The sequence below is a fragment of the Pseudomonas sp. Arb-4-2C genome, assembly GCF_055755015.1.
In genome coordinates, this window is sequence record NZ_CM146899.1 from 2,564,522 (window position 1) to 2,590,635 (window position 26,114).

Annotated in this window: 21 protein-coding genes; 10 read left to right on the forward strand and 11 right to left on the reverse strand. The window is 60.7% G+C overall.

Annotation, left to right across the window (positions count from 1 at the left end):
- Positions 1 to 2: 2 nt before the first annotated feature.
- The 7 genes from AC0J41_RS11565 to AC0J41_RS11595 all read right to left on the reverse strand — a co-directional run bounded on the left by AC0J41_RS11565 (position 3) and on the right by AC0J41_RS11595 (position 5,651).
- Complete coding sequence (locus tag AC0J41_RS11565) at positions 3 to 1,406, reverse strand: DUF1254 domain-containing protein (RefSeq protein ID WP_473015627.1); 1,404 nt, start codon at positions 1,404 to 1,406, stop codon at positions 3 to 5.
- Between the two features lie 13 nt (positions 1,407 to 1,419).
- On the reverse strand, positions 1,420 to 2,871 hold the full coding sequence (locus AC0J41_RS11570) for a DUF1254 domain-containing protein (RefSeq protein ID WP_473015628.1): 1,452 nt from the start codon (positions 2,869 to 2,871) through the stop codon (positions 1,420 to 1,422).
- A gap of 10 nt (positions 2,872 to 2,881) precedes the next feature.
- Positions 2,882 to 3,670 carry a hypothetical protein gene (locus AC0J41_RS11575; RefSeq protein ID WP_473015629.1) on the reverse strand — a complete coding sequence of 263 codons (789 nt, stop codon included), beginning with the start codon at positions 3,668 to 3,670 and terminating at the stop codon, positions 2,882 to 2,884.
- Between the two features lie 517 nt (positions 3,671 to 4,187).
- The gene (locus AC0J41_RS11580; RefSeq protein ID WP_473015631.1) at positions 4,188 to 4,430 is read right to left on the reverse strand and encodes a hypothetical protein; all 243 of its coding nucleotides are present in this window, start codon (positions 4,428 to 4,430) and stop codon (positions 4,188 to 4,190) included.
- Between the two features lie 169 nt (positions 4,431 to 4,599).
- The gene (locus AC0J41_RS11585) at positions 4,600 to 4,842 is read right to left on the reverse strand and encodes a hypothetical protein (protein ID WP_473015632.1); all 243 of its coding nucleotides are present in this window, start codon (positions 4,840 to 4,842) and stop codon (positions 4,600 to 4,602) included.
- Positions 4,806 to 5,048, reverse strand: coding sequence for a hypothetical protein (locus tag AC0J41_RS11590; RefSeq protein WP_473015632.1), 243 nt, complete (start codon positions 5,046 to 5,048; stop codon positions 4,806 to 4,808). Before AC0J41_RS11590 ends, AC0J41_RS11585 begins: the two co-directional genes overlap by 37 nt.
- Positions 5,049 to 5,225: 177 nt before the next feature.
- Complete coding sequence (locus AC0J41_RS11595) at positions 5,226 to 5,651, reverse strand: YciI family protein (protein WP_473015634.1); 426 nt, start codon at positions 5,649 to 5,651, stop codon at positions 5,226 to 5,228.
- 133 nt (positions 5,652 to 5,784) lie between these two features.
- On the opposite strand from AC0J41_RS11595, the gene AC0J41_RS11600 reads away from it, so the two are divergent.
- From AC0J41_RS11600 to AC0J41_RS11635, 8 genes are all read left to right on the forward strand, one after another.
- Positions 5,785 to 6,228, forward strand: a complete 444-nt coding sequence (locus tag AC0J41_RS11600) for an SRPBCC family protein (protein WP_025110013.1) — start codon at positions 5,785 to 5,787, stop codon at positions 6,226 to 6,228.
- A gap of 241 nt (positions 6,229 to 6,469) precedes the next feature.
- Complete coding sequence (gene tpx, locus AC0J41_RS11605) at positions 6,470 to 6,970, forward strand: thiol peroxidase (protein ID WP_025110012.1); 501 nt, start codon at positions 6,470 to 6,472, stop codon at positions 6,968 to 6,970.
- A 175-nt stretch (positions 6,971 to 7,145) separates the two neighbouring features.
- Positions 7,146 to 8,453, forward strand: coding sequence for an MdtA/MuxA family multidrug efflux RND transporter periplasmic adaptor subunit (locus tag AC0J41_RS11610; protein WP_473015636.1), 1,308 nt, complete (start codon positions 7,146 to 7,148; stop codon positions 8,451 to 8,453).
- Entirely contained in the window at positions 8,450 to 11,551 is a 3,102-nt protein-coding gene (locus tag AC0J41_RS11615) for an MdtB/MuxB family multidrug efflux RND transporter permease subunit (RefSeq protein WP_473015637.1), read from the forward strand. The genes AC0J41_RS11610 and AC0J41_RS11615 overlap by 4 nt, the downstream gene beginning before the upstream one ends.
- A gap of 142 nt (positions 11,552 to 11,693) precedes the next feature.
- Complete coding sequence (locus AC0J41_RS11620) at positions 11,694 to 14,801, forward strand: efflux RND transporter permease subunit (protein ID WP_025110009.1); 3,108 nt, start codon at positions 11,694 to 11,696, stop codon at positions 14,799 to 14,801.
- Positions 14,798 to 16,267, forward strand: coding sequence for an efflux transporter outer membrane subunit (locus AC0J41_RS11625; protein ID WP_025110008.1), 1,470 nt, complete (start codon positions 14,798 to 14,800; stop codon positions 16,265 to 16,267). The genes AC0J41_RS11620 and AC0J41_RS11625 overlap by 4 nt, the downstream gene beginning before the upstream one ends.
- A gap of 305 nt (positions 16,268 to 16,572) precedes the next feature.
- On the forward strand, positions 16,573 to 18,651 hold the full coding sequence (locus AC0J41_RS11630; RefSeq protein WP_473015638.1) for a putative bifunctional diguanylate cyclase/phosphodiesterase: 2,079 nt from the start codon (positions 16,573 to 16,575) through the stop codon (positions 18,649 to 18,651).
- A 96-nt stretch (positions 18,652 to 18,747) separates the two neighbouring features.
- Positions 18,748 to 19,494, forward strand: coding sequence for an SDR family oxidoreductase (locus AC0J41_RS11635; RefSeq protein ID WP_025110006.1), 747 nt, complete (start codon positions 18,748 to 18,750; stop codon positions 19,492 to 19,494).
- A gap of 142 nt (positions 19,495 to 19,636) precedes the next feature.
- On the opposite strand, the gene mapR is transcribed toward AC0J41_RS11635, so the two are convergent.
- The 3 genes from mapR to AC0J41_RS11650 all read right to left on the reverse strand — a co-directional run bounded on the left by mapR (position 19,637) and on the right by AC0J41_RS11650 (position 23,053).
- Positions 19,637 to 21,046 (reverse strand): GntR family transcriptional regulator MpaR, encoded by a 1,410-nt coding sequence (gene mapR / locus AC0J41_RS11640; protein WP_008087199.1) that lies wholly within the window; start codon positions 21,044 to 21,046, stop codon positions 19,637 to 19,639.
- A 132-nt stretch (positions 21,047 to 21,178) separates the two neighbouring features.
- Positions 21,179 to 22,609, reverse strand: a complete 1,431-nt coding sequence (ccoG, locus tag AC0J41_RS11645) for a cytochrome c oxidase accessory protein CcoG (RefSeq protein WP_025110005.1) — start codon at positions 22,607 to 22,609, stop codon at positions 21,179 to 21,181.
- A gap of 195 nt (positions 22,610 to 22,804) precedes the next feature.
- A complete protein-coding gene (locus tag AC0J41_RS11650) occupies positions 22,805 to 23,053 on the reverse strand; it encodes a DUF3203 family protein (protein WP_025110004.1) in 249 nt (82 codons plus the stop codon).
- 123 nt (positions 23,054 to 23,176) lie between these two features.
- Between AC0J41_RS11650 and AC0J41_RS11655 the strand changes: the two genes are divergently transcribed.
- On the forward strand, positions 23,177 to 23,689 hold the full coding sequence (locus AC0J41_RS11655) for an MgtC/SapB family protein (protein ID WP_473015639.1): 513 nt from the start codon (positions 23,177 to 23,179) through the stop codon (positions 23,687 to 23,689).
- Positions 23,690 to 23,732: 43 nt separating this feature from the next.
- Here the strand turns inward: AC0J41_RS11655 and AC0J41_RS11660 are convergent, their stop codons facing one another.
- A complete protein-coding gene (locus AC0J41_RS11660; RefSeq protein ID WP_177327322.1) occupies positions 23,733 to 23,891 on the reverse strand; it encodes a hypothetical protein in 159 nt (52 codons plus the stop codon).
- Between the two features lie 217 nt (positions 23,892 to 24,108).
- Here AC0J41_RS11660 and AC0J41_RS11665 point away from each other — a divergent pair, with 217 nt between their 5' ends.
- Complete coding sequence (locus AC0J41_RS11665; RefSeq protein WP_473015640.1) at positions 24,109 to 26,103, forward strand: alpha-1,4-glucan--maltose-1-phosphate maltosyltransferase; 1,995 nt, start codon at positions 24,109 to 24,111, stop codon at positions 26,101 to 26,103.
- The last annotated feature ends 11 nt before the right edge of the window (positions 26,104 to 26,114 follow it).

Below are 26,114 nucleotides of genomic sequence, written 5' to 3' on the forward strand. Positions count from 1 at the left end.
GCTTATTGTTTTGAGTTGACGGGGTTGAGCTGCGGTATTTTCCATTCGCCGCTGGCCACTTCCGGCTTCGGCAGATATAGGCGCAATACTGCGTAGAACGGCCCGTTCGGTGCCGGCAGCCAATTGGCCTGTCGGGCTTTACCCGGGTTCTTGTGCTGCACATACAGGGTCAGTCCGCCGTCGGCATCGAGTTTCAGGTCCGGCAGCATCCGTGAATTGATCAGGTAGCGATTGAGCGGATTGGCGACCAGCCATTTGCTTTTGCCGTCGTACATCGTCAGCGACCAGAACGCGTCGGCGGGGGGCAGGGCGCCCTTGGCGAAATGCAGGGTGTAATCGTGTTTCGAGGCGTCGGCCGGTTGGCCGTCCTTGTCGACGAAGTAGCCGAAGTAGTTCGCCTCCTCGGCCGAGTTGCCGAAGATGCCCATGTTGGCGCCGGCGTAGCGATAGAGGTAATTGCCCTTGAGGTGATCGCGGGTGCCGAACAGGTCGCCGCTGCTGATCTCGTGGGTATCGACCTTGTCTTTCTTGAACGCGGCGAATTCAGCCTTGGCGTCGCTGATGCCGTCCTCCAGTGCCTTGCGCTGCTCGGCAGTGAGTTTGCCCGGATCAAACGGCTGGCCAGCGCCGATGCCGATTTTGGCGAAGCGCTCGAGCAGGTCTTTCTCGACATCTTGCGGCGGGGTGAAGGCGAGCATGAAGTTCAGGTAACGGAACAGGTCCGGAGTTTCGCTCATGGTTGGCGTGGGTGCCGGCCAACTGATTTTTGGCGCCGGCGCCGGGGCTTTCTGTTTCAGGTAATGGCTGAGGGTTTCGACCTTGTAGCCTTTCTGGATCTGCCGGACCTTGCCCAGATCCTTTTCATCGAACAGTTGCGTGCGGTACAGCGCGTAGGTGATGTTGCTTTCGCTGCGCAGCAGGCGGTCGATATTGACCGGTTGCTGACCCTGCCACTGTGGTCCGGCAATCATGAAATGGCCGCCGTTATTGCCGGTGCTGCGCGTGCCCAGATAAGCGAAGTTCTGCGTGTAGGCGTCAATCAGTTGCACCGAGTAGTAGCGGTGCTCCTCGATGGGCGGCAGGGTCAGGATCAGCGGCTCGGTGCGCAGGTCCATCCAGACGAACGAGTAGGGCGTGTCGGCGTTCGGCGTGACGAAGGCGGTGTCCTTGGCGGTGAAGGCCTTGGCGGTGTTGCCGATCTGATTGAACGGCGCCTTGTAGTTCGGGCTCTTGCGATCGACTGCCTGGGTGTAGAGGGTCTTGTACATTTCCACCACCGGGAAACCGTACAGGTAGGCCTCTTTGGCAATACCCCGGGCCTCTTCAGGGGTGGCGCTGAAATCGGCCCAGACGTTGGTGCTCAGGGTAAGGGCGAGGCCGGTCAGCAACAGACTGCGTGTGTGCATGGTGCGTCCTTGTTTATGGCGCGAGCGTGATGTCGTCGAGTTTCCAGCTCTTGTCGAAATACGCTTCGGTCGGCGCGTACAGACGGAAATAACTGAACCAGTGCTTGCCAGGCAGGGTTTGTACCCAGTTGTTCTCGAACCCTTTGGGGGCGGTAGGGCCGAAGTACAGGTCCACCGAACCGTCGGCGTTTTTCTTCAAGTCCTGACGCGAAGACAGATCAGCCTTGCGCTGCGGGTTGTCGATCAGGCAGCGGCTGGCGATGTCGTACACGGTCATCGACCAGAACTGCTTGGCCGGCGGATTGGCGCCGAGGTGCAGGCGATAACGCTTGCCGCCGTCGAGCCAGTCACCCTTGGCGTCGGAGTAGGCGCCGAGGTAGGTCTGGCCCAGTCCGGGCGTCCGGGAAATCATGCCTTTGGTGTTGGTGACTGCCTCGTAGAACCACGCGCTGCGTTCCCACAACTGGTCGTAATAGGCCACGCGTTGCGACGGCTCGGCGATGTTCAGCACCTTGTCCCAATGCCGGTCGGGCCAGTACTGGGCGTCGGGAAAGCGCTTGGCGAAGGTGTTGGCCTTGGCGATCAATTCGCCGACCTGTACCCCTTGTTCCAGTGCCTTGCGTTGCCGGGTATTGGGATTGAACGGTTTGTCCTTCTCGATGCCAAGGCTGGCAAGCATCGCCATGTAGAAGCGGTCACGTTCGTTGACCGGTTCTTTCTGGATGATCTGATGCAGGCGCTGCCAATAGGCAATGCCCCGGGGCTGCGTGCCGGACCACGGTCTGCCTTGCGGTGAGAGCAGGCGGGTTTTGCCGGGGGCGCTGCGTTGCGCGTACGGGTACATCTTGAAATTCTCGACCAGCGCCTTGCCTTTGGCCGGATCTGGATCAAGTACGCGAAACCCCACCAGCACGTTCATGGTTTCCGATTTGGCCAGGTAATACTGGCCGGCATCCGCTGGTGGCTCGGCGCCTGGAGGCAGCACCAGATACTTGCCGCCCTCGCCCTTGTCGGGACCGGTCTGGCCCATGTCGATAATTGCCCGCTGCCAGAAATCACCGATACCGCCGGCGGTTGGCCCCGGCGGCAACTCGATCACCAGAGGCCCGGTTTCACTCAAGTCGACGAAACCCAGAATGTAGGGCGTGGTGGCGTTGGCAGTGATCACGCCGAGCTTGTCTTCATAGCTGTCGAGGACCATCAGATCGCCGCTGCGTGCGCCGAGTTTGTCGCGAAACTCTTCCTGCCACTGGGCGTAGGACACCAGCGGCAAGGCCCACAGATAACTCTGGGTGGCCTGCTGGAAATCGAGTTCGGCGTACAGGCTGGCGATCGAATCATGGGCCGGTAACTCGCCGTCCATGGCAATCTTGCCGATGCGAGTATCCAGGTCCTGCGCACCGACGCCGCAACTGGCGAATAATGTCATGAGGCTGAAACCGGCTGCGCGCAGTGCAATGTGCATCGCAATATCCTTATTTTCCGAATGTCACGTTGATGCCTGTGTACAGGGTGAACTGCGGCAGGCCGTCGCCCTTGCGGTCTGCGGTCCACTGCGGCTCGACGAACGCGTTGAGGATGTTGCTGCCCGACTTCCAGACCTTGCCCAGGCCCAGCCCGACAGGGATGTAGTGAGTGTTGTTTTTCAGGTCGAAGGTCCAGGTGCCGGTGGAGCGCAGGTACCAGCCCTTTTCCAGGTTATGGATGATGAACGGCTGCAGCGTGGCGCTTTCGACATGGGCGCGGGCGCTGTCGCCGGCAAACGAGCTCTGGTACTGCACCAGTGCGCCGAGCAGGCCGCGTGGCGAAGAATCGATGGCCACCGCGGCCAGGCCGCCCTGCCATTTGCCGGTGCCCAGTTCATTCTGTTCGGCGGTCGGTGCGGTGATCAGCGGCCCGATGCCGAGCTGTATGCCTTCGGTTTTCAGGATGAAGATATCGAACAGGTTCAGATCACCGATGCCGGTGCTGTAGCCATTGTGCGGATCGGGGCGGGTGCTGATCGGCAATGTTGCGCGCACCAGTTGTGGTACGCCGATGAAATCGTTGGGCGCTATCGGCAAGGTGCCGCGCAGCAACACGTCGTTGGTATGCGCGTTGGAGTCATAGAGTCGGGGAGTGTAGGAATCCTGCAGGTTCGCGCCCGGAGCAATGTTCAACGGGTTGTTGCTTTTATTGGCCTCTTCGGCGTTATCCGCCTGGGCGCACGTAGCGGCCAGCGACCCGGCCAGAAAGAGAGTCTTCCCCACTCGATTGAACTTCATCCCCGATTCCCTGGTGGCTTATAGACAGCTCGGCACTTGTCGGCCGTTTGGTCGTAATTTCTTTTTTATCAAGCCTGTAGGACAGTCCGATTGACGCTAGCAGCTTATGGGGAGTTAGCCAGTCGAATGGATTAATTCTTCGGTTTTGTATACAGAATCACACTTGTGTTGTGTGCTAAGGGTTAAGTGTTTCGCCAGAGATGGCGCCTTCGCGGGCAAGCCCGCTCCCACAGTTGTTTTGTGGTGACGCTGCTGGATGCGTAACCCGCCATCCATTTCCAGAATCCGCCCGGTGTAGAGATCGATCACCATCAGCGACGATTGATTGGCTGACTGAATGCAACCCGTTGTGGGAGCGGGCTTGCTCGCGAAGGCGGTGTGTCATTCAACTCATCAGTTGTTTGATCCGCCGCCTTCGCGAGCAAGCCCGCTCCCACAGTGGTTTTGTGGTGACGCTGCTGGATGCGCAACCCGCCATCCGTTTCCAGAATCCGCCCGGTGTAGAGACCGATCACCATCAGCGACGATTGATTGGCTGACTGAATGCAATCCATTGTGGGAGCGGGCTTGCTCGCGAAAGCGGTGTGTCATTCAACTCATCAGTTGTTTGATCCGCCGCCTTCGCGAGCAAGCCCGCTCCCACAGTGGTTTTGTGGTGACGCTGCTGGATGGGCAACCCGCCATCCATTTCCAGAATCCGCCCGGTGTAGTGATCGATCACCATCAGCGACGATTGATTGGCTGACTGAATGCAATCCATTGTGGGAGCGGGCTTGCTCGCGAAGGCGGTGTGTCATTCAACTCATCAGTTATTTGATCCGCCGCCTTCGCGAGCAAGCCCGCTCCCACAGTTGTTTTGTGGTGACGCTGCTGGATGCGCAACCCGCCATCCATCTCCAGAATCCGCCCGGTGTAGTGATCGATCACCATCAGCGACGATTGATTGGCTGACTGAATGCAATCCATTGTGGGAGCGGGCTTGCTCGCGAAGGCGGTGTGTCATTCAACTCATCAGTTGTTTGATCCGCCGCCTTCGCGAGCAAGCCTGCTCCCACAGTGGTTTTGTGGTGACGCTGCTGGATGCGCAACCCGCCATCCATTTCCAGAATCCGTCCGGTGTAGAGATCGATCACCATCAGCGACGATTGATTGGCTGACTGAATGCAATCCATTGTGGGAGCGGGCTTGCTCGCGAAGGCGGTGTGTCATTCAACTCATCAGTTGTTTGATCCGCCGCCTTCGCGAGCAAGCCTGCTCCCACAGTGGTTTTATGGTGACGCTGCTGGATGCGCAACCCGCCATCCATTTCCAGAATCCGTCCGGTGTAGAGATCGATCACCATCAGCGACGATTGATTGGCTGACTGAATGCAATCCATTGTGGGAGCGGGCTTGCTCGCGAAGGCAGTGTGTCATTCAACTCATCAGTTGTTTGATCCGCCGCCTTCGCGAGCAAGCCCGCTCCCACAGGACTGAGGGCTGCCCACAAATCGGTGACCTGTGGGAGCGTGGCTTGCCCGCGATGGCGATCTCAAATTCAGCAAGTGTTTGTGGATTCAAACGTTTTTCTTGGCCTGTTCGCGGGTGCGTTCTTCTTGTTCGCGCGCTTGCGGGGTGAACTCGGCGCCGAAGTCTTCGGCGGAAAATATCTGCCGAATCTCGATTTCAGACTCGCCCGGCATCGGGTTCGGGCAGCGTTTGACCCATTCGATGGCTTCTTCCCTGGATTTCACTTCCCAGATCCAATAACCGGCCACCAACTCCTTGGTCTCAATGAACGGCCCGTCGATGACGGTGCGCTTGTCGCCGGAGAAGCGTACGCGAGCGCCTTTGTTGCTGGGGTGCAGGCCGTCGGCGTCGATGAGGATGCCGGCCTTGACCAGTTCTTCGTTGAAATTGCCCATGGCGGTGATCAACTCTTCGCTGGGCATGATGCCGGCTTCGGAATCGGCGCTGGCTTTGACAAGGATCATGAATCGCATGGCGGTTGCTCCAGGGTATTGGGGGGATTCACTGCATAGTCGAACGGGCTAGGCTTGAATCGACAGGGTCGTTAAATAAAAGATGCAGCCCGGCGTTTTAACAAGTACCTACTCACTACGGAATGTGTCCGCGATGCCTGTTCTGGAACTGACCACGCTGATCCCCGATCGTACTCCGGCGCAGGTGCTGGACTTTTGTCTTGAAGGGGAGAATTTTCCAAAGATCTTCCCTGAGCGCATCACCCCACTGGGTGATATCGATCCGGATCAACTGCGGATCGAGGCTGGGCGGCAGTTTCGCTTTCGGCACTGGATGTTCAACCTGATTCCATCAAACTGGACGGTGGTGATTCGCGAAGTCGGTAACAGCCATTTTGTCGATGAGATGCTCAAGGGGCCGCTGCGTGCTTTTCGTCATGAACATCGGGTGGCCGCGGGTGAGGGCGGTACTCTTTATACCGATCGGGTGACATATGCAGCGCTTGGCGGTCGGTTCAGCGAGCGTCTGCTGGTGGACGCATACATGCGGCGAATCTTCGAGGCGCGGCACCGCAACATGCTGCAATTGCTCAAATGACAACGCAAATCCCCTGTAGGCGTGAGCCTGCTCGCGATTGCGTCAAGTCAGTCACCGAATTGTTGGCTGATGAGCGGCCATCGCGAGCAGGCTCACGCCTACAAGGGGATTCCTGCGGGTTGTATACAATTTTTTGTGCGAGCACCCAACAATTTCAATCGGGGCATAGGTCGTCGGACAATTTCGTGGTTAACTTCTGCCTCTTGCATGCTCAATAACCACGTTCAGAAGGACTAAAGTCATGGCTCAAGTCACCCTCAAGGGCAACCCGGTTCAAGTCAACGGCCAGTTGCCACAAGCCGGTTCCAAGGCGCCAGCCTTTTCCCTGGTTGCCGGTAATCTGTCCGACGTCACCCTGAAAGACTTTGCCGGCAAGCGCAAAGTGCTGAACATCTTCCCAAGCGTCGACACCCCGACCTGCGCCACTTCGGTGCGCAAGTTCAACGCTCAGGCCAACGACATCGCCAACACCGTGGTGCTGTGCATTTCGGCTGACCTGCCGTTTGCCCAGGCTCGCTTCTGCGGCGCCGAAGGTCTGGAAAACGTGCAGAACCTGTCGACCCTGCGCGGCACCGAGTTCATCCAGAACTACGGCGTAGCCATCGCTGACGGTCCGCTGAAAGGCCTGACCGCCCGTGCGGTCGTTGTGCTGGACGAAAACGACAACGTGCTGCACAGCGAACTGGTCAAGGAAATCGCTGAAGAGCCAAACTACGAAGCAGCACTCGCCGTACTGAAATAAGCGTTTTTACAATTGTTAACGGCCTGGCCCTGTCCAGGCCGTTTTCATTTGTGTATCAGTGTTTTGCCTCACACCTTGAAACGTAAGTTGAAGGTAAATTGCCGGTAAAGCTGCTTTGCTAATTCCCTGCCAGTGCTTATCGTTCAGCCTCCCGTAAAAGAAGCCCACGCGCCCAATGGTTAATCACTCCATGCAATCGTCCCCTCGCAACTCCCGTCGCTGGCTGATCAGCCTGCTCGTCCTGTTGGTCATCGCCGTGCTCTGCTGGAAATTCTGGCCCGCCGGTTCGGCCCACAAGGAGGGCGGTGAGAAGGCTGCGAACGGCCATGCCGGACGTTCGGGGATGATGCGCCCAGGCTTCGGTGGCGGCACCGGGCCGATTCCGGTGCGCGTGGCCCCGGCAGTCACGGGTGACTTCCCGCTGTATTACAAGGCACTGGGCACGGTGACTGCGCTCAACACCATCAACGTGCGCAGCCGGGTGGGCGGCGAACTGGTGAAGATCAATTTCGAGGAAGGGCAGATGGTCAAGGCTGGCGACCTGCTGGCAGAGATCGATCCACGTCCGTACCAGAACGCCTTGCTGCAGGCCGAGGGCACCTTGCTGCAGAATCAGGCACAGCTGAAAAACGCTCAGGTCGATGTCGAGCGTTATCGCGGCCTGTACAAGGAAGACAGCATCGCCAAGCAGACGCTGGACACCGCCGAAGCGCTGGTCGGCCAGTATCTGGGCACGGTCAAGACCAATCAGGCGGCGGTCAACGACGCCAAGCTCAATCTCGAATTCACCAGGATCCGCGCCCCGATTGCCGGTCGCGTCGGCCTGCGTCAGCTTGATGTCGGCAACCTGGTCGCCGCCAACGACACCACGTTCCTTGCGGTGATCACGCAGACCCAACCGATCAGCGTGGTCTTCACCCTGCCGGAAAACAGCCTCGAAACCGTGCTCGCCCGCTACCACAGCGGCGCCAAACTGCCGGCCGAGGCATGGGATCGCGGCGATACCAAAATCCAGGCCAGCGGCGTGCTGCAAAGCCTCGACAACCAGATCGACGTTGCCACCGGCACCCTGAAATTCAAGGCCCGTTACGACAACCGCGATCAATCGCTGTTTCCCAACCAGTTCGTCAACGTCCACCTGCTGGCTGACACGCTGAAAAGTGTCGTGCTGGCGCCGTCGGCGGCGATTCAGTTCGGCACCAACGGCACTTTCGTCTACGCGCTGGACGGCGACAAGAAGGTCACCATCCGCCAGCTGAAAATCGGTGCGAGTGACGGCAATAACACCGTGATTACCGAAGGCCTCGCGGCGGGCGACCGCGTGGTGCTCGAAGGTACCGACCGCCTGAAAGAGGGCAGTGAGGTGGAAGTGGTCAACGACAGCAATGACGTGCCAACCACTCCAACCGGGCACCTGCAGGGCAAACCCGCTGCCAACGTGCCGGACGCCGCTGCGACTGACAAGGCCAAGAAGGGCGCATGAACATTTCGCGGCTGTTCATCCTCCGTCCGGTAGCCACCACCCTGAGCATGCTGGCCATTGTCCTGGCCGGCCTGATTGCCTATCGGCTGCTGCCGGTATCGGCATTGCCGCAGGTCGATTACCCGACCATCCGCGTCATGACCCTGTACCCCGGCGCCAGCCCGGACGTAATGACCAGCGCCGTGACCGCACCGCTCGAACGCCAGTTCGGGCAGATGCCGGGCCTGACGCAAATGGCTTCGACCAGTTCCGGCGGTGCTTCGGTACTGACCCTGCGTTTCAGCCTCGACATCAACATGGACGTCGCCGAACAGCAGGTGCAGGCCGCGATCAATGCCGCGACCAACCTGTTGCCGACCGACTTGCCGGCGCCGCCGGTGTACAACAAGGTCAACCCGGCGGACACCCCGGTGCTGACCCTGGCGATCACCTCGAAAACCATGTTGCTGCCCAAGCTCAATGACCTGGTCGACACGCGCATGGCGCAGAAAATCGCCCAGATCAGTGGCGTCGGCATGGTCAGCATTGCCGGCGGCCAGCGTCAGGCGGTGCGAATCAAGGTCAACCCTGAGGCGCTGGCGGCCAACAGCCTGAACCTGGAAGACGTGCGCACCCTGATCGGCGCGTCCAACGTCAATCAGCCCAAGGGTAACTTCGACGGCCCGACCCGGGTCTCGATGCTCGATGCCAACGACCAGCTGACCTCGCCCAAGGACTACGCCAACCTGATCCTCGCCTACAAGAACGGCGCGCCGTTGCGGCTCAAGGATGTGGCGCAAATCGTCGACGGCGCCGAAAACGAGCGTCTGGCCGCCTGGGCCAACGAAAATCAGGCGGTGCTGCTGAACATCCAGCGGCAGCCAGGCGCCAACGTGATTGAAGTGGTCGACCGGATCAAGGCGCTTTTGCCGAGCATCACTGACAACCTGCCGGCCGGCCTCGACGTCACCGTGCTCACCGACCGTACCCAGACCATCCGCGCCTCGGTCACCGACGTGCAGCACGAACTGCTGATCGCCATCGCGCTGGTGGTGATGGTGACGTTCCTGTTCCTGCGTCGCGCCAGTGCCACGATCATTCCGTCCGTGGCGGTGCCGCTGTCGCTGATCGGTACCTTTGGCGTGATGTACCTGGCCGGGTTCTCGGTCAACAACCTGACCCTGATGGCGCTGACCATCGCCACCGGTTTCGTGGTCGATGACGCGATCGTGATGCTGGAAAACATCGCGCGCTTCATCGAAGAGGGCGACAGCCCGATGCAGGCCGCGCTCAAGGGCGCCAAGCAGATCGGCTTCACCCTGATTTCCCTGACTCTGTCGCTGATCGCGGTACTGATTCCGCTGCTGTTCATGGCCGACGTGGTCGGGCGGCTGTTCCGCGAGTTCGCCATCACGCTGGCGGTGGCGATCCTGATTTCCCTGGTGGTCTCGCTGACGTTGACCCCGATGATGTGCGCGCGACTGCTCAAGCGTGAGCCGGAAGCCCACGAACAGGGTCGTTTCTACCGGGCCAGCGGTGCCTTCATCGACTGGATGATCGCCGCTTACGGGCGCAAGCTGCAGTGGGTACTCAAGCACCAGCCGCTGACCCTGCTGGTGGCCATCGGCACGCTGGCGCTGACTGTGTTCCTGTACATGGTGGTGCCCAAGGGCTTCTTCCCCGTGCAGGACACCGGGGTGATCCAGGGCATATCCGAGGCACCGCAGTCGATCTCCTTTGCCGCCATGGGCGAGCGTCAGCAGGCGCTGGCCAAAGTGATTCTGCAGGATCCGGCAGTGGAGAGCCTTTCGTCCTACATCGGCGTCGATGGCGACAATGCCACGCTCAACAGCGGCCGCCTGCTGATCAATCTCAAGCCCCACGGCCAGCGTGACCTGAGCGCTACCCAGGTGATCGCGCGTCTGCAGCCACAACTGGACAAACTGGTCGGCATCCGCCTGTTCATGCAGCCGGTGCAGGACTTGACCATCGAAGACCGAGTCAGCCGTACCCAGTACCAGTTCAGCATGTCGTCACCGGATGCCGAACTGCTCAGCCAGGGGAGCGGGCGTCTGGTCGAGGCGTTGGCCCAGCGTGCGGAACTGACCGACGTCGCCAGCGACTTGCAGGACAAGGGCCTGCAGGTCTATCTGGTGATCGATCGCGATGCGGCCTCGCGCCTCGGCGTTTCGGTGCAGAACATCACCGACGCGCTGTACGACGCCTTCGGTCAGCGACAGATCTCGACCATTTACACCCAGGCCAGCCAGTACCGTGTGGTGCTGCAGGCGCAGGCCGGGGAGACGATCGGGCCGGCGGCGCTGGACCAGATTCATGTCAAGACCACTGACGGCGCACAGGTTCGCCTGTCGAGTCTGGCCCACGTCGAGGAGCGTCAGGCGCAACTGGCGATCACCCACATCGGCCAGTTCCCGGCGGTGATGATGTCGTTCAACCTCGCACCCGGTGTGGCGTTGGGGCACGCGGTGGACATCATCGATCAGGTGCAGAAGGACATCGGCATGCCGATTGGCGTGCAGACCCAGTTCCAGGGCGCAGCCGAAGCGTTCCAGGCCTCGCTGTCGAGCACCTTGCTGCTGATTCTGGCGGCGGTGGTGACCATGTACATCGTGCTCGGCGTGCTCTACGAGAGTTACATTCACCCGATCACCATCCTGTCGACCTTGCCGTCGGCGGCGGTCGGCGCCTTGCTCGCCTTGCTGCTCAGCGGTAATGACCTGGGCATGATCGCGATCATCGGCATCATCCTGCTGATCGGTATCGTCAAGAAGAACGCGATCATGATGATCGACTTCGCCCTCGACGCCGAACGCACCCAGGGCATGGCGCCGGAACAGGCGATCTATCAGGCGGCGCTGCTGCGCTTCCGGCCGATCCTGATGACTACTCTGGCCGCGCTGTTCGGCGCGGTGCCGTTGATGCTCGCCACCGGTTCCGGGGCTGAGTTGCGACAGCCACTGGGTCTGGTGATGGTCGGCGGTTTGCTGGTGAGCCAGGTGTTGACCCTGTTCACCACACCGGTGATCTACCTGTATTTCGACCGCCTGGGCCGGCGTTTTGGCAAGACCAATGCCGACCCTGATGAGGTGGCGGTATGACTGTCTGGACCCATACCCCTTGTGGGAGCGGACTTGCTCGCGAACGCGCTGGATCAGTCGCTATCAATGTTGAATGTCACATTGCATTCGCGAGCAAGCCCGCTCCCACATTGGGTCGGTGTGATGCTGGGGATTGCGGTCAATGAACCTCTCCGGTCCTTTCATCAAGCGCCCGGTCGCGACGATGCTCCTGAGCCTGGCGATCATGCTGCTGGGTGGCGTCAGCTTCGGTCTGTTGCCAGTGTCACCGCTGCCACAAATGGATTTCCCGGTGATCGTGGTTCAGGCCAGTCTGCCCGGCGCCAGTCCCGAGGTAATGGCGTCCACGGTGGCCACGCCGCTGGAACGCTCGTTCGGTGCGATTGCCGGCGTCAACACCATGAGCAGCCGCTCCAGCCAGGGTTCGACCCGGGTCATTCTGCAATTCGACCTCGACCGCGACATCAACGGCGCCGCGCGCGAGGTGCAGGCGGCGATCAACGCTTCGCGTAACCTGTTGCCGAGCGGGATGCGCAGCATGCCGACCTACAAGAAGGTCAACCCGTCGCAGGCGCCGATCATGGTGCTGTCGCTGACTTCGGATGTGCTGGAAAAAGGCCAGCTCTATGATCTGGCTTCGACCATTCTGTCCCAGAGCCTGTCCCAGGTGCAGGGCGTGGGTGAAGTGCAGATCGGTGGCAGTTCGCTGCCGGCGGTACGTATCGAACTCGAACCGCAGGCGCTGAATCAGTACGGCGTGGCCCTCGACGATGTGCGCAAGACCATCGCCGGGGCCAACGTGCGCCGGCCCAAGGGCTCGGTCGAAGACGGCGAGCGCCTGTGGCAGATCCAGGCCAACGACCAGTTGGAGAAGGCCAAGGATTACGAATCGCTGATCATCCACTACAACAACGGCGCGGCCCTGCGTCTGAAGGACGTGGCCAAGGTCAGCGACGGCGTCGAGGACCGTTACAACAGCGGCTTCTTCAACGATGACGCGGCGGTGCTGCTGGTGATCAACCGCCAGGCCGGCGCCAACATCATCGAGACGGTCAACGAGATCAAGGCGCAGTTGCCAGCCCTGCAAGCGGTGCTGCCGGCCAGCGTGAAGCTGAATCTGGCGATGGACCGTTCGCCGGTGATCAAGGCCACCCTGCACGAGGCGGAAATGACTCTGCTGATCGCCGTGGCGCTGGTGATTCTGGTGGTGTTCCTGTTTCTCGGTAACTTCCGTGCTTCGCTGATTCCGACGCTGGCAGTGCCGGTGTCGCTGGTCGGCACCTTCGCGGTGATGTACCTGTATGGCTTTTCGCTGAACAACCTGTCGCTGATGGCGCTGATTCTGGCCACCGGACTGGTGGTGGACGATGCCATTGTGGTGCTGGAGAACATCTCCCGGCACATCGACGACGGCATCAAACCGATGAAGGCTGCGTATCTCGGGGCCAAGGAAGTCGGTTTCACCTTGCTGTCGATGAACGTGTCGCTGGTGGCGGTGTTCCTCTCGATTCTGTTCATGGGCGGGATTGTCGAGAGCCTGTTCCGCGAATTCTCCATCACCCTGGCGGCGGCGATCGTGGTGTCGCTGGTGGTCTCGCTGACCCTGACGCCGATGCTCTGCGCACGCTGGCTCAAGCCGCACACGCCCGGGCAGGAAAACCGCCTGCAACGCTGGAGTCGCAAGACCAATGACTGGATGGTCGGCAAGTACGCCACCAGCCTCGACTGGGTGTTGCGCCATCGGCGTCTGACCTTGCTCAGCCTGATCATCACGGTCGGGGTCAACGTCGCGCTGTACGTGGTGGTGCCCAAGACATTCATGCCGCAGCAGGACACCGGCCAGTTGATCGGTTTCGTGCGCGGCGACGACGGCCTGTCGTTCAGCGTGATGCAGCCGAAAATGGAAACCTTCCGCCGCGCCGTGCTCAAGGACGAAGCGGTCGAGAGCGTGGCCGGGTTCATCGGTGGCACCAACGGCACCAACAATGCCTTCATGCTGGTACGCCTGAAACCGATCAAGGAACGCAACCTCTCGGCACAGAAGGTCATCGAGCGTCTGCGCAAGGAAATGCCCAAGGTTCCCGGTGCTCAACTGATGCTGATGGCAGACCAGGACCTGCAGTTCGGCGGTGGTCGCGAGCAGACCACCTCGCAATACAGCTACATCCTGCAAAGCGGTGATCTGGGGGCGTTGCGCGAGTGGTACCCGAAAGTCGTCGCTGCATTGCGCGCACTGCCTGAGCTGACGGCCATCGATGCCCGTGAAGGGCGCGGTGCGCAGCAGGTGACGCTGATTGTCGACCGCGATCAGGCCAAGCGCCTCGGGGTCGACATGAACATGGTCACGGCAGTGCTGAACAACGCCTACAGCCAGCGGCAGATCTCGACCATCTACGACAGCCTCAACCAGTATCAGGTGGTGATGGAGGTCAATCCGAAGTACGCGCAGGATCCGGTGACCCTCAACCAGGTGCACGTGATTACCGCTGACGGTGCACGGATTCCGTTGTCGACCATCGCCCACTACGAAAACAGCCTGGAAGACGACCGGGTCAGCCACGAAGGCCAGTTCGCCTCCGAAAGCATTGCCTTCGACATGGCCGAAGGGGTGACGGTGGAGCAGGGCAGCGCGGCGATCGAGCGGGCGATTGCCAAGGTTGGTTTGCCGGAAGACGTGATCGCGAAAATGGCCGGTACCGCCGACGCCTTTGCCGCGACCCAGAAGAGCCAGCCGTTCATGATCCTCGGTGCGCTGTTGGCGGTGTATCTGGTGCTTGGGGTGCTGTATGAAAGCTACATTCACCCGCTGACGATTCTGTCGACGTTGCCGTCGGCCGGGGTCGGCGCGCTGCTGTCGATCTATGCACTGGGCGGCGAGTTCAGCCTGATCTCGTTGCTCGGGTTGTTCCTGTTGATCGGGGTGGTGAAGAAAAACGCGATCCTGATGATCGACCTGGCGCTGCAACTGGAGCGTCATCAGGGCCTGTCGCCGCTGGAGTCGATCCGCAGCGCCTGTCTGCAACGGCTGCGACCGATTCTGATGACCACCCTGGCGGCGATCCTCGGCGCCTTGCCGTTGCTGCTCAGTCGCGCCGAGGGCGCGGAAATGCGTCAGCCGCTGGGCCTGACCATCATCGGCGGGCTGATCTTCAGCCAGGTGTTGACCCTTTACACCACCCCGGTGGTTTACCTCTATCTCGACAAGCTGCGCCACCGCTTCAACAAGTGGCGTGGCGTGCGTACTGACGCCGCTCTGGAAACTCCGCTATGACTGACCGTTCGCTTATCAATCTGGCCACTGTCCGGGGCTCGCGTTTGTTGAGCCTGTCGCTGTGCGTGGCGATGCTCAGTGCCTGCGCTGTCGGCCCGGACTATCAGCGTCCGCAGACCGCTGACGTCGCGCAATACAAGGAAGCCAAGGGCTGGCGTCAGGCCAACCCCAGTGACTCACTGGCCCGCGGCGCCTGGTGGGAGCTGTATGGTGATCAGCAACTCAACGCTCTGGTCGCGAGGCTCAACAACGCCAACCAGACCGTCGCCCAGTCCGAAGCCCAGTACCGCCAGGCCCAGGCCCTGGTGCGCAGTGCCCGCGGGGCGTTCTACCCGAATGTCGACCTGAGTGTGGGCAAGACCCGCTCCAGCCAGGGCACCGGCAGCAGCAGTTCCAGCCTGAGCAGCTCCTCCAGCGGGATTCGCGACACCTATAACGCGCAATTGGGCGTCAGTTGGGAAGCGGACGTCTGGGGCAAGCTGCGCCGTGGGCTTGAAGCCAACGAAGCCAGCGCCCAGGCAAGCTTTGCCGATCTGGCGGCGATGCGCCTGAGCCAGCAATCGGACCTGGTGCAGAACTACCTGCAGTTGCGCGTCATCGATCAACAGAAGCGCTTGCTTGAATCGACGGTGGCGGCGTACGAGAAATCGCTGCAAATGACCCAGAACCAGTACCGCGCCGGGATCTCCGGGCGTGATGCGGTGGCCCAGGCGCAGACCCAGTTGAAAAGTACTCAAGGCGATCTGGTCGATCTGATCTGGCAGCGCGCGCAATTCGAAAACGCTATCGCGGTACTGACCGGACAGGCGCCGGCCGAGTTCAGCATCGCTGAGACGCAGAACATTCCGAACCTGCCGCAGATTCCCCTGAGCTTGCCGTCGCAACTGCTGGAGCGGCGTCCGGACATCGCCTCGGCCGAGCGCTCGGTGATCGCCGCCAACGCCAATATTGGCGTGGCGAAGGCTGCGTACTACCCGGACTTGACCCTGAGCATGAGCGGCGGCTACAGCAGCAGTACCTCGAAAGACCTGTTCAGCCTGCCCAACCGCTTCTGGTCGGTCGGTCCGAAACTGGACTTGCCGATCTTCGACGGAGGTATTCGCTCGGCCGAAGTCGATCGCACCGAAGCGGTGTATGACCAGACTGTCGCCAAGTACCGCCAGACTGTGCTCGACGGCTTCCGCGAGGTGGAAAACTATCTGGTGCAATTGAAGGTGTATGAAGACGAAGCGGCGGTGCGTCAGGAAGCGCTGGATGCCGCGCGCGATTCGTTGCGCCTGACCCAGAACCAGTACAAGGCCGGATTGATCGCCTACATCGATGTGGTGGTGGTACAAGCCACTGCGCTGAACAACGAACGCACGGTGCTCAATATTCTGCAGAGCCGCTTGATTGCCAGCGTGCAATTGATTGCCGCGCTGGGCGGTGGCTGGGATGGACAACTCGACGTCAGCGACAATCGCTGATCTGCGGTAACGCAATATCTGTGGGAGCGAACCTGCTCGCGAAGGCGTCAGTTCAGTCGACATCTGCGTTGAACCTGACGGCTTTTTCGCGAACAGGCTGGCTCCCACATTGATCTTGCAGCTTGCACAAATCGTCGGGACAAGGCCCGGGCCAGAGCCTTGCAGAACGATCAAACAAGCGTTTCATCGGGTTGATGGCAAAATGCTTACTTTGTCAGTGCGTTCTTCTGCGCAATCAGTACAATCGCCGCATTTGCCCGGCCGAGAATGGACGCAGTACGGCGCGGGTGGTCGCGAGAATCCCCATGCTCATCGGTAATTATTCCTTCACTCTGGTTTTCATTTCGCTGTGCGTGGCGATTCTGGCGTCGTATACAGCGCTCGATCTGACCGGGCGCATCGCCACCGCCCGTGGGCGCGCGGTGCATTTCTGGACGGCGGGCGGCGCGCTGGCGATGGGCGTCGGCGTGTGGTCGATGCATTTCATCGGCATGCTCGCGTTCAAGCTGCCGATCGACCTGGGCTACGACATCACGATTACTGCACTGTCGCTGCTGATTGCAGTGCTGTCCTGCGGGTTTGCCTTGTGGCTGGTCAGCCAGCCGAAACTGCCGGTTCTGCAACTGGCTTTCGGTGCGTTGATCATGGGCGCCGGGATCAGTGCCATGCATTACACCGGCATGGCAGCGCTGCGCATGACCCCGGGGATCGATTACGACCCGACGCTGTTCGGCGCCTCATTGCTGATCGCGGTCGGTGCTTCGGCAGCGGCGTTATGGATCGCCTTTCGCCTGCGCCAGCACTCGCCTTATGTGCGCCTGATCCGTGGCGGCGCGGCGGTGATCATGGGCATTGCGATTGTCGGCATGCATTACACCGGCATGGCCGCCGCGCAGTTTCCCGATGGCAGTTTTTGTGGCGCGACGCTCAACGGGCTCAAGGGCAACGGCCTCGACAGTCTGGTGCTGATCACCACGCTGGCGGTGCTGTCGATTGCCTTGCTGACCTCGATTCTCGATGCCCGCCTCGAAGCGCGCACTGCCGATCTGGCGCATTCGCTGACCCTGGCCAACCGCGAGCTGACGCAACTGGCGCTGCACGACACCCTGACCGGCCTGCCGAACCGCATGCTGCTGGACGACCGGATCAATCAGGCGATGAAAAAGGTCGAAGAGCAGGGCGGGTGTTTTGCGCTGATGTTCATCGATCTGGATGGTTTCAAACCGGTCAACGATGCGTTTGGCCACCACATGGGTGACCAGTTGCTGCGCGAAGTCGGGGTGCGTCTGCGCGAAGACTTGCGCAGCCAGGACACGCTGGCGCGGATCGGTGGCGACGAGTTCGTCCTGCTGGTGCGCCTGACCGAGCCCAACGATGCCCTGAGCCTGGCGGCCCGCCAGGTCGGCTTGATCGCCCGGTCGTTCCGCGTGGCCGACCATGACCTGCAGATTTCCGCCAGCGTCGGCATTGCCCTGTACCCGGGCAATGGTCACAACGCCCAGGAACTGTTGATGAATGCCGACGCAGCGATGTATCACGCCAAGGGTGGCGGCAAAAACGGCTACAGCTTCTTCGACGCCTCGATGAACAACAACGCCCGCAAGCAACTGCAACTGTTGCAGGATCTGCGCGCCGCGCTGGAGCACAATCAGTTCAGCCTGCATTACCAGCCCAAGTTCGATGCCGCCAATGGCCGTCCGGTCGGCGCCGAAGCGTTGCTGCGCTGGCAGCACCCGACCCAAGGGATGTTGCTGCCGGACAAGTTCATCGATCTGGCGGAGAAGACCGGCGTGATCATCGCCATCGGTGAGTGGGTGCTCAACGAGGCCTGCCGGCAGATGCGCGAATGGTACGTGCTGGGTTACACCGATTGGCGTATCGCGGTGAACCTCTCGGCGTTGCAGTTTTGCCACGCGGGGCTGGTGCAGAGCGTGGCGAAGGCGCTGGCGACGCACCATTTGCCGGCCAACAGCTTGACCCTGGAAATCACCGAAACCACGGCCATGAGCGACGCCGATGCGAGCATGACGGTGTTGCAGGAGCTGTCGGACATGGGCGTTGATCTGTCGATCGACGATTTCGGCACCGGCTATTCGAGTTTGATGTACCTCAAGCGCCTGCCGGCCAACGAGTTGAAGATCGACCGCGGTTTTGTCCGCGATCTTGAGCATGACAGTGATGACGCGGCGATTGTCTCGGCGATTGTCGCGTTGGGTCAGGCGCTGGGTTTGCGGATCGTCGCCGAAGGCGTGGAGACCGGTGTGCAGCAGGATTTCCTCACGAAACTGGGCTGTGATTCGTTGCAGGGCTATCTGCTGGGGCATCCGATGCCGGCGGATCGCTTCATGCAGAGCATCGTCAGTGCGCAGCAGGCGGCGCTCTGATATCGATGTGGCGATGATCAGACCCCATGCAAAACCATCCAATGGCGGTTATTCTTCCCCCCGACTGTTACGTGTGCATTTGGGGGAAGGGCCAGCATGGATAAAGTCATTGTGATCACCGGTGGCGGGCGCGGAATCGGCGCGGCTACGGCGTTGTTGGCTGCCGAGCAAGGCTATCGGATTTGCATCAACTACCAGCAAGACGAGCAGGCCGCGCAAAGCGTGCTGGAGCAAGTGCGGGCGCTGGGGGCGCACGCCATTGCGGTGCGCGCCGATGTCAGCATCGAAGACGAAGTGATCGCACTGTTTCACCGGGTCGACACCGAGTTGGGGCGGGTCACCGCGCTGGTGAACAACGCCGGCACCGTCGGGCACAAATCGCGGGTCGATGAAATGTCCGAATTCCGCATTCTCAAAATCATGAAAACCAATGTCCTGGCGCCGATCCTCTGTGCCAAGCACGCGATCCTGCGCATGTCGCCCAAGCACGGCGGGCAGGGCGGCAGCATCGTCAACGTGTCGTCGGTGGCGTCACGCCTGGGCTCACCGAATGAGTATGTCGATTACGCGGCGTCCAAAGGCGCGCTCGACAGCTTCACCATCGGTCTGTCCAAGGAAGTGGCGGGCGAGGGGATTCGGGTCAACGCGGTGCGTCCGGGCTACATCTACACCGATTTCCACGCTTTGAGCGGCGATCCGGATCGGGTCAGCAAATTGGAGTCGGCGATTCCGATGGCCCGTGGCGGGCGGCCGGATGAGGTGGCGGAGGCGATTGTCTGGTTGTTGTCGGACAAGGCTTCTTATGCGACGGGGACGTTTGTTGATCTGGGAGGTGGTCGTTGATCTTCGGTAGTTGTATTGCCTGATCCGGCCTCTTCGCGAGCAAGCCCGCTCCCACAGTCCACCGAGTTTTTCAAGATGGAATGCGGTCTACTGTGGGAGCGGGCTTGCTCGCGAAGGCGTCATTAGTGGGAACATCGAACGGTCAGAACGACCGCACGATCCGCCCCAACGTCTCCATCGCCTTTTCCGAGTCCTCGGTCCACGGGCTGCCGTAATTCAAGCGAATGCAGTTCCTGAAGCGCTGGGTCGGCGAGAAAATCGGCCCCGGGGCAATGCTGATCCCCTGCGCCAATGCCATTTGAAACAACTTCAGCGAATCCATCTGCGGCGGCAATTCCAGCCACAAAAAGTAGCCGCCCGCCGGCTGGCTGACCCGCGTCTGCGCCGGGAAATAGCGGGCGATCGCTGCGAGCATCGCGCTTTGCTGTTCTTCCAGGGCGTAGCGCAATTTGCGCAGGTGGCGATCGTAGCCGCCGTGTTGCAGGTAGTCGGCGATCGCCGCTTGCGCCGGCATCGAGGCGCACAGCGAGGTCATCAGTTTCAGTCGTTCGATTTTCTGCGCGTAGCGCCCTGCGGCAACCCAGCCAATGCGGTAGCCGGGGGCCAGGCTCTTGGCAAACGAGCCGCAGTGCATCACCAGCCCTTCGGTGTCGAAGGCTTTGGCCGGTTTCGGTGCTTGCTGGCCGTAATAGAGTTCGGCGTAGACATCGTCTTCGATCAGCGGCACCTGATGCCGGCGCAGCAGTTCGACCAATTCCTGTTTCTTCGCCTCGGGCATGGTTGCGCCCATCGGGTTCTGGAAACTGGTCATGCACCAGCAGGCCTTGATCGGATGGCGTTCCAGGGTCTGCGCGAGGACGCCGAGGTCGATGCCGTCACGCGGGTGCACGGGGATTTCCACGGCCTTGAGTTTCAAACGCTCCAGCACTTGCAGGCTGGCGTAGAACGCCGGGGCTTCGATGGCCACCAGATCACCCGGCTCCGTCACCGCTTGCAGGCACAGGTTCAGCGCTTCAAGGGCACCGTTGGTGATCAGCAGCTCTTCCATCGGCAGCATCAGCCCGCCGACCATGTAGCGCAGGGCGATTTGCCGACGCAGTTGCGGGTTGCCCGGCGACATGTCGGTGACCACCATGCGCGGGTCCATCTCCCGCGCCGCACTGGCCAGTGAGCGCGACAGGCGCTGCAGCGGGAACAGGGTCGGGCTGGGGAACGCCGAGCCGAACGGCACGGTGCTCGGGTCCTTGATCGATTCCAGCACCGAGAACACCAGTTCGCTGACGTCGACTTCAGTGGAGTCGTTGACGTGGCTGCTGATCACCGGCTCCGAAAACGGGCTCGGTGCATGGGTGTTGACGAAGTAGCCGGAGCGCGGCCGGGCGCGGATCAGACCGCGACGTTCCAGCAGGTAATAGGCCTGGAACACCGTGGACGGACTGACCCCGTAAGTCTGGCTGGCATAGCGCACCGATGGCACCCGTTGCCCGGGGCCGAGGACGCCAGAGCGGATCAGTTCAGCGATGTCGTCGGCGAATTTTTCGTAGCGTTTCATCATGGGTCCGGGTTGGGTTCATTCTGGAAGACCGCGTCGCCTTCATTCGCGAGCAGGCTCGCTCCCACATTGGAATATGCTCACCTGTGGGAGCGAGCCTGCTCGCGAATGGCCGCGCCGCAGTCTAAGGGATCAGCGATTCATCGGCGCCACAAACCTGCTTTTCGCTACGCTATAAATCGCAGGTTCGTCGCTGTCGGCAATCTTGAAACTCAAGGTCTGCGAGCTGCTGGCCGGGCGTTCCGTGGTCATTGCCACCGACACCGGCACATCGACAATCTCCCCCGGTGCCAGGCTCAGTTCGGTCTTGCCCTGCAACTGGAAGCCGTCGCCATCGACCAGGCTCAGGTTGTAGTCCTGACGCTGTTGGGTCTTGTTGATCACCTTGAGGGTGTAGATGTTCTCGATCTGGCCCTGACCGTTCTCGCGGAACAGCCCACGGTCCTTGGTCACGTCCAGCGAGACCATCGGCCGTTCGACCAAGGCCAGCGCGAGTGCACCGATCATCGCCACCAGCACGACGACGTAACCCACCAGTCGTGGTCGCAGCAGATGGGTCTTGCCACCCTGCAATTCGCGTTCGGAACTGTAGCGGATCAGGCCGCGCGGGTAGTTCATTTTGTCCATGATCGAGTCGCAGGCGTCGATGCACGCTGCGCAACCGATGCATTCCATCTGCAGGCCGTCGCGGATATCAATGCCGGTCGGGCAGACCTGCACGCACAACTGGCAGTCGATGCAGTCGCCCAGGCCGGCTTCGGCAGGCTTTACGTCGCGTTTGCGCGGGCCACGGTTTTCGCCCCGGGCCACGTCATAGGAAATCGCCAGAGTGTCTTTGTCGAACATCACGCTCTGGAACCGCGCATACGGGCACATGTGCATGCACACGGCTTCGCGCAGCCAGCCGGCATTGATGTAGGTGGCGGCGGTGAAAAACAGTACCCAGAACAGGCTGACCCCGCCGATTTGCAGGGTGAACAGCTCTTCGGCCAGCGGGCGGATCGGCGTGAAATAACCGACGAAGGTCAGCCCGGTCATCACGCTGATTGCCAACCACAGGGTGTGCTTGGCCGCACGCCGGGCCAGTTTGTTCAGGCCCCACGGCGCCGCTTGCAGCTTGATCCGCTGATTGCGTTCGCCTTCGGTGATTTTCTCGCACCACATGAAGATCCACGTCCAGGAACTCTGCGGGCAGGTATAGCCGCACCAGACCCGGCCGGCGAACACGGTGATGGCGAACAGACCGAACGCGGCAATGATCAGCAGTGCCGAGAGCAGAATGAAATCCTGTGGCCAAAAAGTCGCGCCGAAGATGTGGAACTTGCTTTCGGCAAGGTCCCACAACACCGCCTGACGGCCGCCCCAGTTGAGCCACACGGTGCCGAAGAACAGCAAAAACAGAAACCCCGCGCCGCTCATGCGCAGGGTGCGGAACAGTCCGGTGAAACTGCGGGTGTGAATGTGATTGTCGGTGGAGCCGGCCTTCGCCTTCATTGGGCGACCAGGCACACTTTTTATGGTTGGCGTTGCTTCTACGGTTCGGACGGGGATTTGTTCGCTCATGGTCATTCGCTCATCAGCCTCCATCAGGCGAATGAACTATGAGCGTCGATCTGTTTGCATAACAGACTCAGCTATTTGAATAAAAAGCGGATCAGATGCGCTTTTCAAGCTTGCCTGCGACAACTTGAAGCAGCCCGCCGACAAAGGCGCAAACGCCTATCGCAGACGTTTGCACCGGGTGTTGATCAGGGTCAGTCAAATCACCGAATCACTCTCGTCAGCCTTCAGGTGCTTGCGACCGTCCTTGGCGCCTGCGACGGTCAATGCGTCGGCTTCTGCTTCGGTGATGTAAATGCGCCGACCTTCTATTTCAACGAACGACATGGCTTTCTCGCTATCGGTCCTGACCTCCAGGGTGTCGCAAATGCGAATTTCCTCGCCATTCTCGACAGTGAAAAAACACACTTTTTGCTCGGGATTGCTTTCATCGACTCGAAGGGGCATGGGGGCAGTCCTTTTTTCAGGGGTGTCTGAAAGATTAGGGCGCAGGCGTCGATGATCGTTCTGCGCAACTGATTAATGGTCGCCGCTGTCCATCCTCTATCGCCCCTTTACAAGGACTGCCGGATGAACGCGTGGTGGCATGAAGTGTGGGAAACCCTGCAAGCGGAGTTCGCCGACATTGGCGACGCCTCGCAATTGACACGGATCACCGTGCGCCTGCTGATGGCGGCCGTGCTCGGCGGAATTCTCGGGTTTGAGCGTGAACACAAGGGCAAGGCTGCCGGTGTGCGCACGCACATGCTGGTGGCACTCGGGGCGGCGCTGTTTGTGCTGGTGCCGCAGACGTCCGGGGCCGAATCGGACGCCATGAGCAGGGTGTTGCAGGGCGTGATAGCCGGGATCGGTTTTCTTGGTGCCGGGACTATCCTGAAGAATCACGAAGGTGATGAAAGCCATGTCAAAGGGCTGACCACCGCCGCCGGGCTGTGGATGACCGCCGCCATTGGCGTGGCTGCCGGCCTGGGCAAAGAGGCGACGGCGCTGCTCAGCACCTTTCTGGCGCTGGTGATCTTCAGCGTGATGCCGCACATCGTGAAACTCTTTGAAAAAGACCCGCAGAAGAATGATCACCTCTGACCCGATTGCTCCCACGCAGGGTGTGGGAGCAATCCAATGAACCTCAGACGATCACCGGCGGCATTGTTGTCGGCGGTTCTTCCTTGGCTGGTGGCGTGGTGCCGGGTGGTTCCTGCTCCGGAATCGGTTGTGGTTCGGTCTCGGGCAGGGTGGGTTTGTCGATGTTCGGATCAGGTGTTTCGGCCGGAATCGGGATGTTCATCTATAGACCTCCGTGTGGCACATGGCGTGAGAAGTGCTTAAGTGGATTGACCACCTCGTGGCGATTTCGATCCGCTTTTTTGTCCAGGCAAATCCCTGTGAACTTTTCCCCGCGCCGGTCGCTCGGAACCTAAGTGAGTTCAAGTCGGGGCCGGTGCCTCGTCGTGAATACTGATCCGGCACAAGAGCGTCCTTGGGGCGTTAAGGAGAGATGCTCGATGACTGCTGAAAAACCTTCAGAGCTGAGCTACAACCCGCACATGCCGCTGTCGCAGGCGCTGCTGCTGCCGCGCATCGTGATCGAAAATACCATGCCGACCCTCGATGGCGGGCAGTTTGCCGTCAAGTCGATTGCCGGGCGTGACGTTGTCGTCACCAGCAAAGTGTTTGCCGACGGGCACGACAAGCTCGCGGTGCGTATCCGTTGGCACGAAGAAGGCACACAGACCTGGCAGAGCGAGGTCATGACCGACCTGGGCAACAACAGCTGGGAAGGGCGCTTTCGTCCCGAGCATCAAGGGCGCTTTGTGTTTTGTGTCGAGGCATGGATCGACCACTTCGCCAGTTTTCAGTACGAACTGGAGAAAAAACACCACGCCGCCGTCCCGGTTTCACTGGAGTTGCAGGAAGGCCGAAGCATGGTGCAACAGGCCGCCGAACGCAGCGAAGGGCCGCTCAGCGAACAACTCGCGGCACTGCACCACGAATTGTCCGGCCTGCTCGAAACCGAGCAGGTGGCGCTGTTTCTGCACCCGCGCAGTGCGCAACTGATGGCGCAGGCCGATCACCGCGCCTACCTGAGCCTGAGCGCCGAATTCCCGATGGACGTCGAGCGTGAACTGGCCGAGTTCGCCAGTTGGTATGAGCTGTTTCCCCGCTCGATCACCGACGATCCCAACCGTCACGGCACCTTTAATGATGTACACGCGCGTTTGCCGATGATTCAGGACATGGGCTTCGACGTGCTCTATTTCACCCCGATCCATCCAATCGGCCGCGCGCACCGCAAGGGCCGCAATAACTCCCTGACCGCCGGGCCGGATGATCCGGGCAGCCCTTATGCGATCGGCAGCGAGGAGGGTGGCCACGAGGCAATTCACTCGCAACTCGGCAGCCGCGAGGACTTCCGCCGGCTGGTGGCTGCTGCCGCCGGGCACGGCCTGGAGATTGCTCTCGATTTCGCCATCCAGTGTTCCCAGGACCACCCGTGGCTCAAGCAACATCCAGGCTGGTTCAACTGGCGGCCGGACGGCACGATCAAATACGCGGAGAACCCGCCGAAGAAATATCAGGACATCGTCAACGTCGACTTCTATGCGCCAGAGGCGATCCCCAGCCTGTGGGTCGAGTTGCGCGACATCGTGGTCGGCTGGGTTCACGAGGGCGTGAAGATCTTCCGCGTCGACAACCCGCACACCAAACCGCTGCCGTTCTGGCAGTGGTTGATTGCCGATGTGCGGGCGCTGCACCCAGAGGTGATCTTCCTCGCCGAAGCCTTCACCACGCCGGCGATGATGGCGCGCCTCGGCAAGGTCGGTTACACCCAGAGCTACACCTATTTCACCTGGCGCAACACCAAGGCCGAGCTGGCGAGCTATTTCACCGAACTCAATCAATCGCCGTGGCGCGAGTGCTACCGGCCGAATTTCTTCGTCAACACGCCGGACATCAACCCGGCGTTCCTGCATGAGTCCGGACGCCCGGGGTTTCTCATCCGCGCGGCGCTGGCGACCATGGGCTCGGGTCTGTGGGGCATGTATTCGGGGTATGAACTGTGCGAGTCGGCCCCCGTGCCGGGCAAGGAGGAATACCTCGATTCGGAGAAATACGAGATCCGTGTCCGCGACTTCAACGCGCCGGGCAACATCATTGCCGAAATTGCCCAGCTCAATCGCATCCGCCGGCAAAACCCGGCGCTGCACACGCACTTGGGCTTGAAGGTCTACAACGCCTGGAACGACAACATTCTGTATTTCGGCAAGCGTAGCTTCGATGGCAGCAACTTCATTCTGGTGGCGGTGAGCCTCGATCCGCACCACGTGCAGGAGGCCAATTTCGAGCTGCCGTTGTGGGAGATGGGGTTGCCGGACGACGCCACGACTCACGGTGAGGACTTGATGAATGGGCATCGCTGGGACTGGCATGGCAAATACCAGTTCATGCGCATTGATCCGGCGTATCAGCCGTTCGGGATCTGGCGGATTACCACCTGAGCACCGACCCA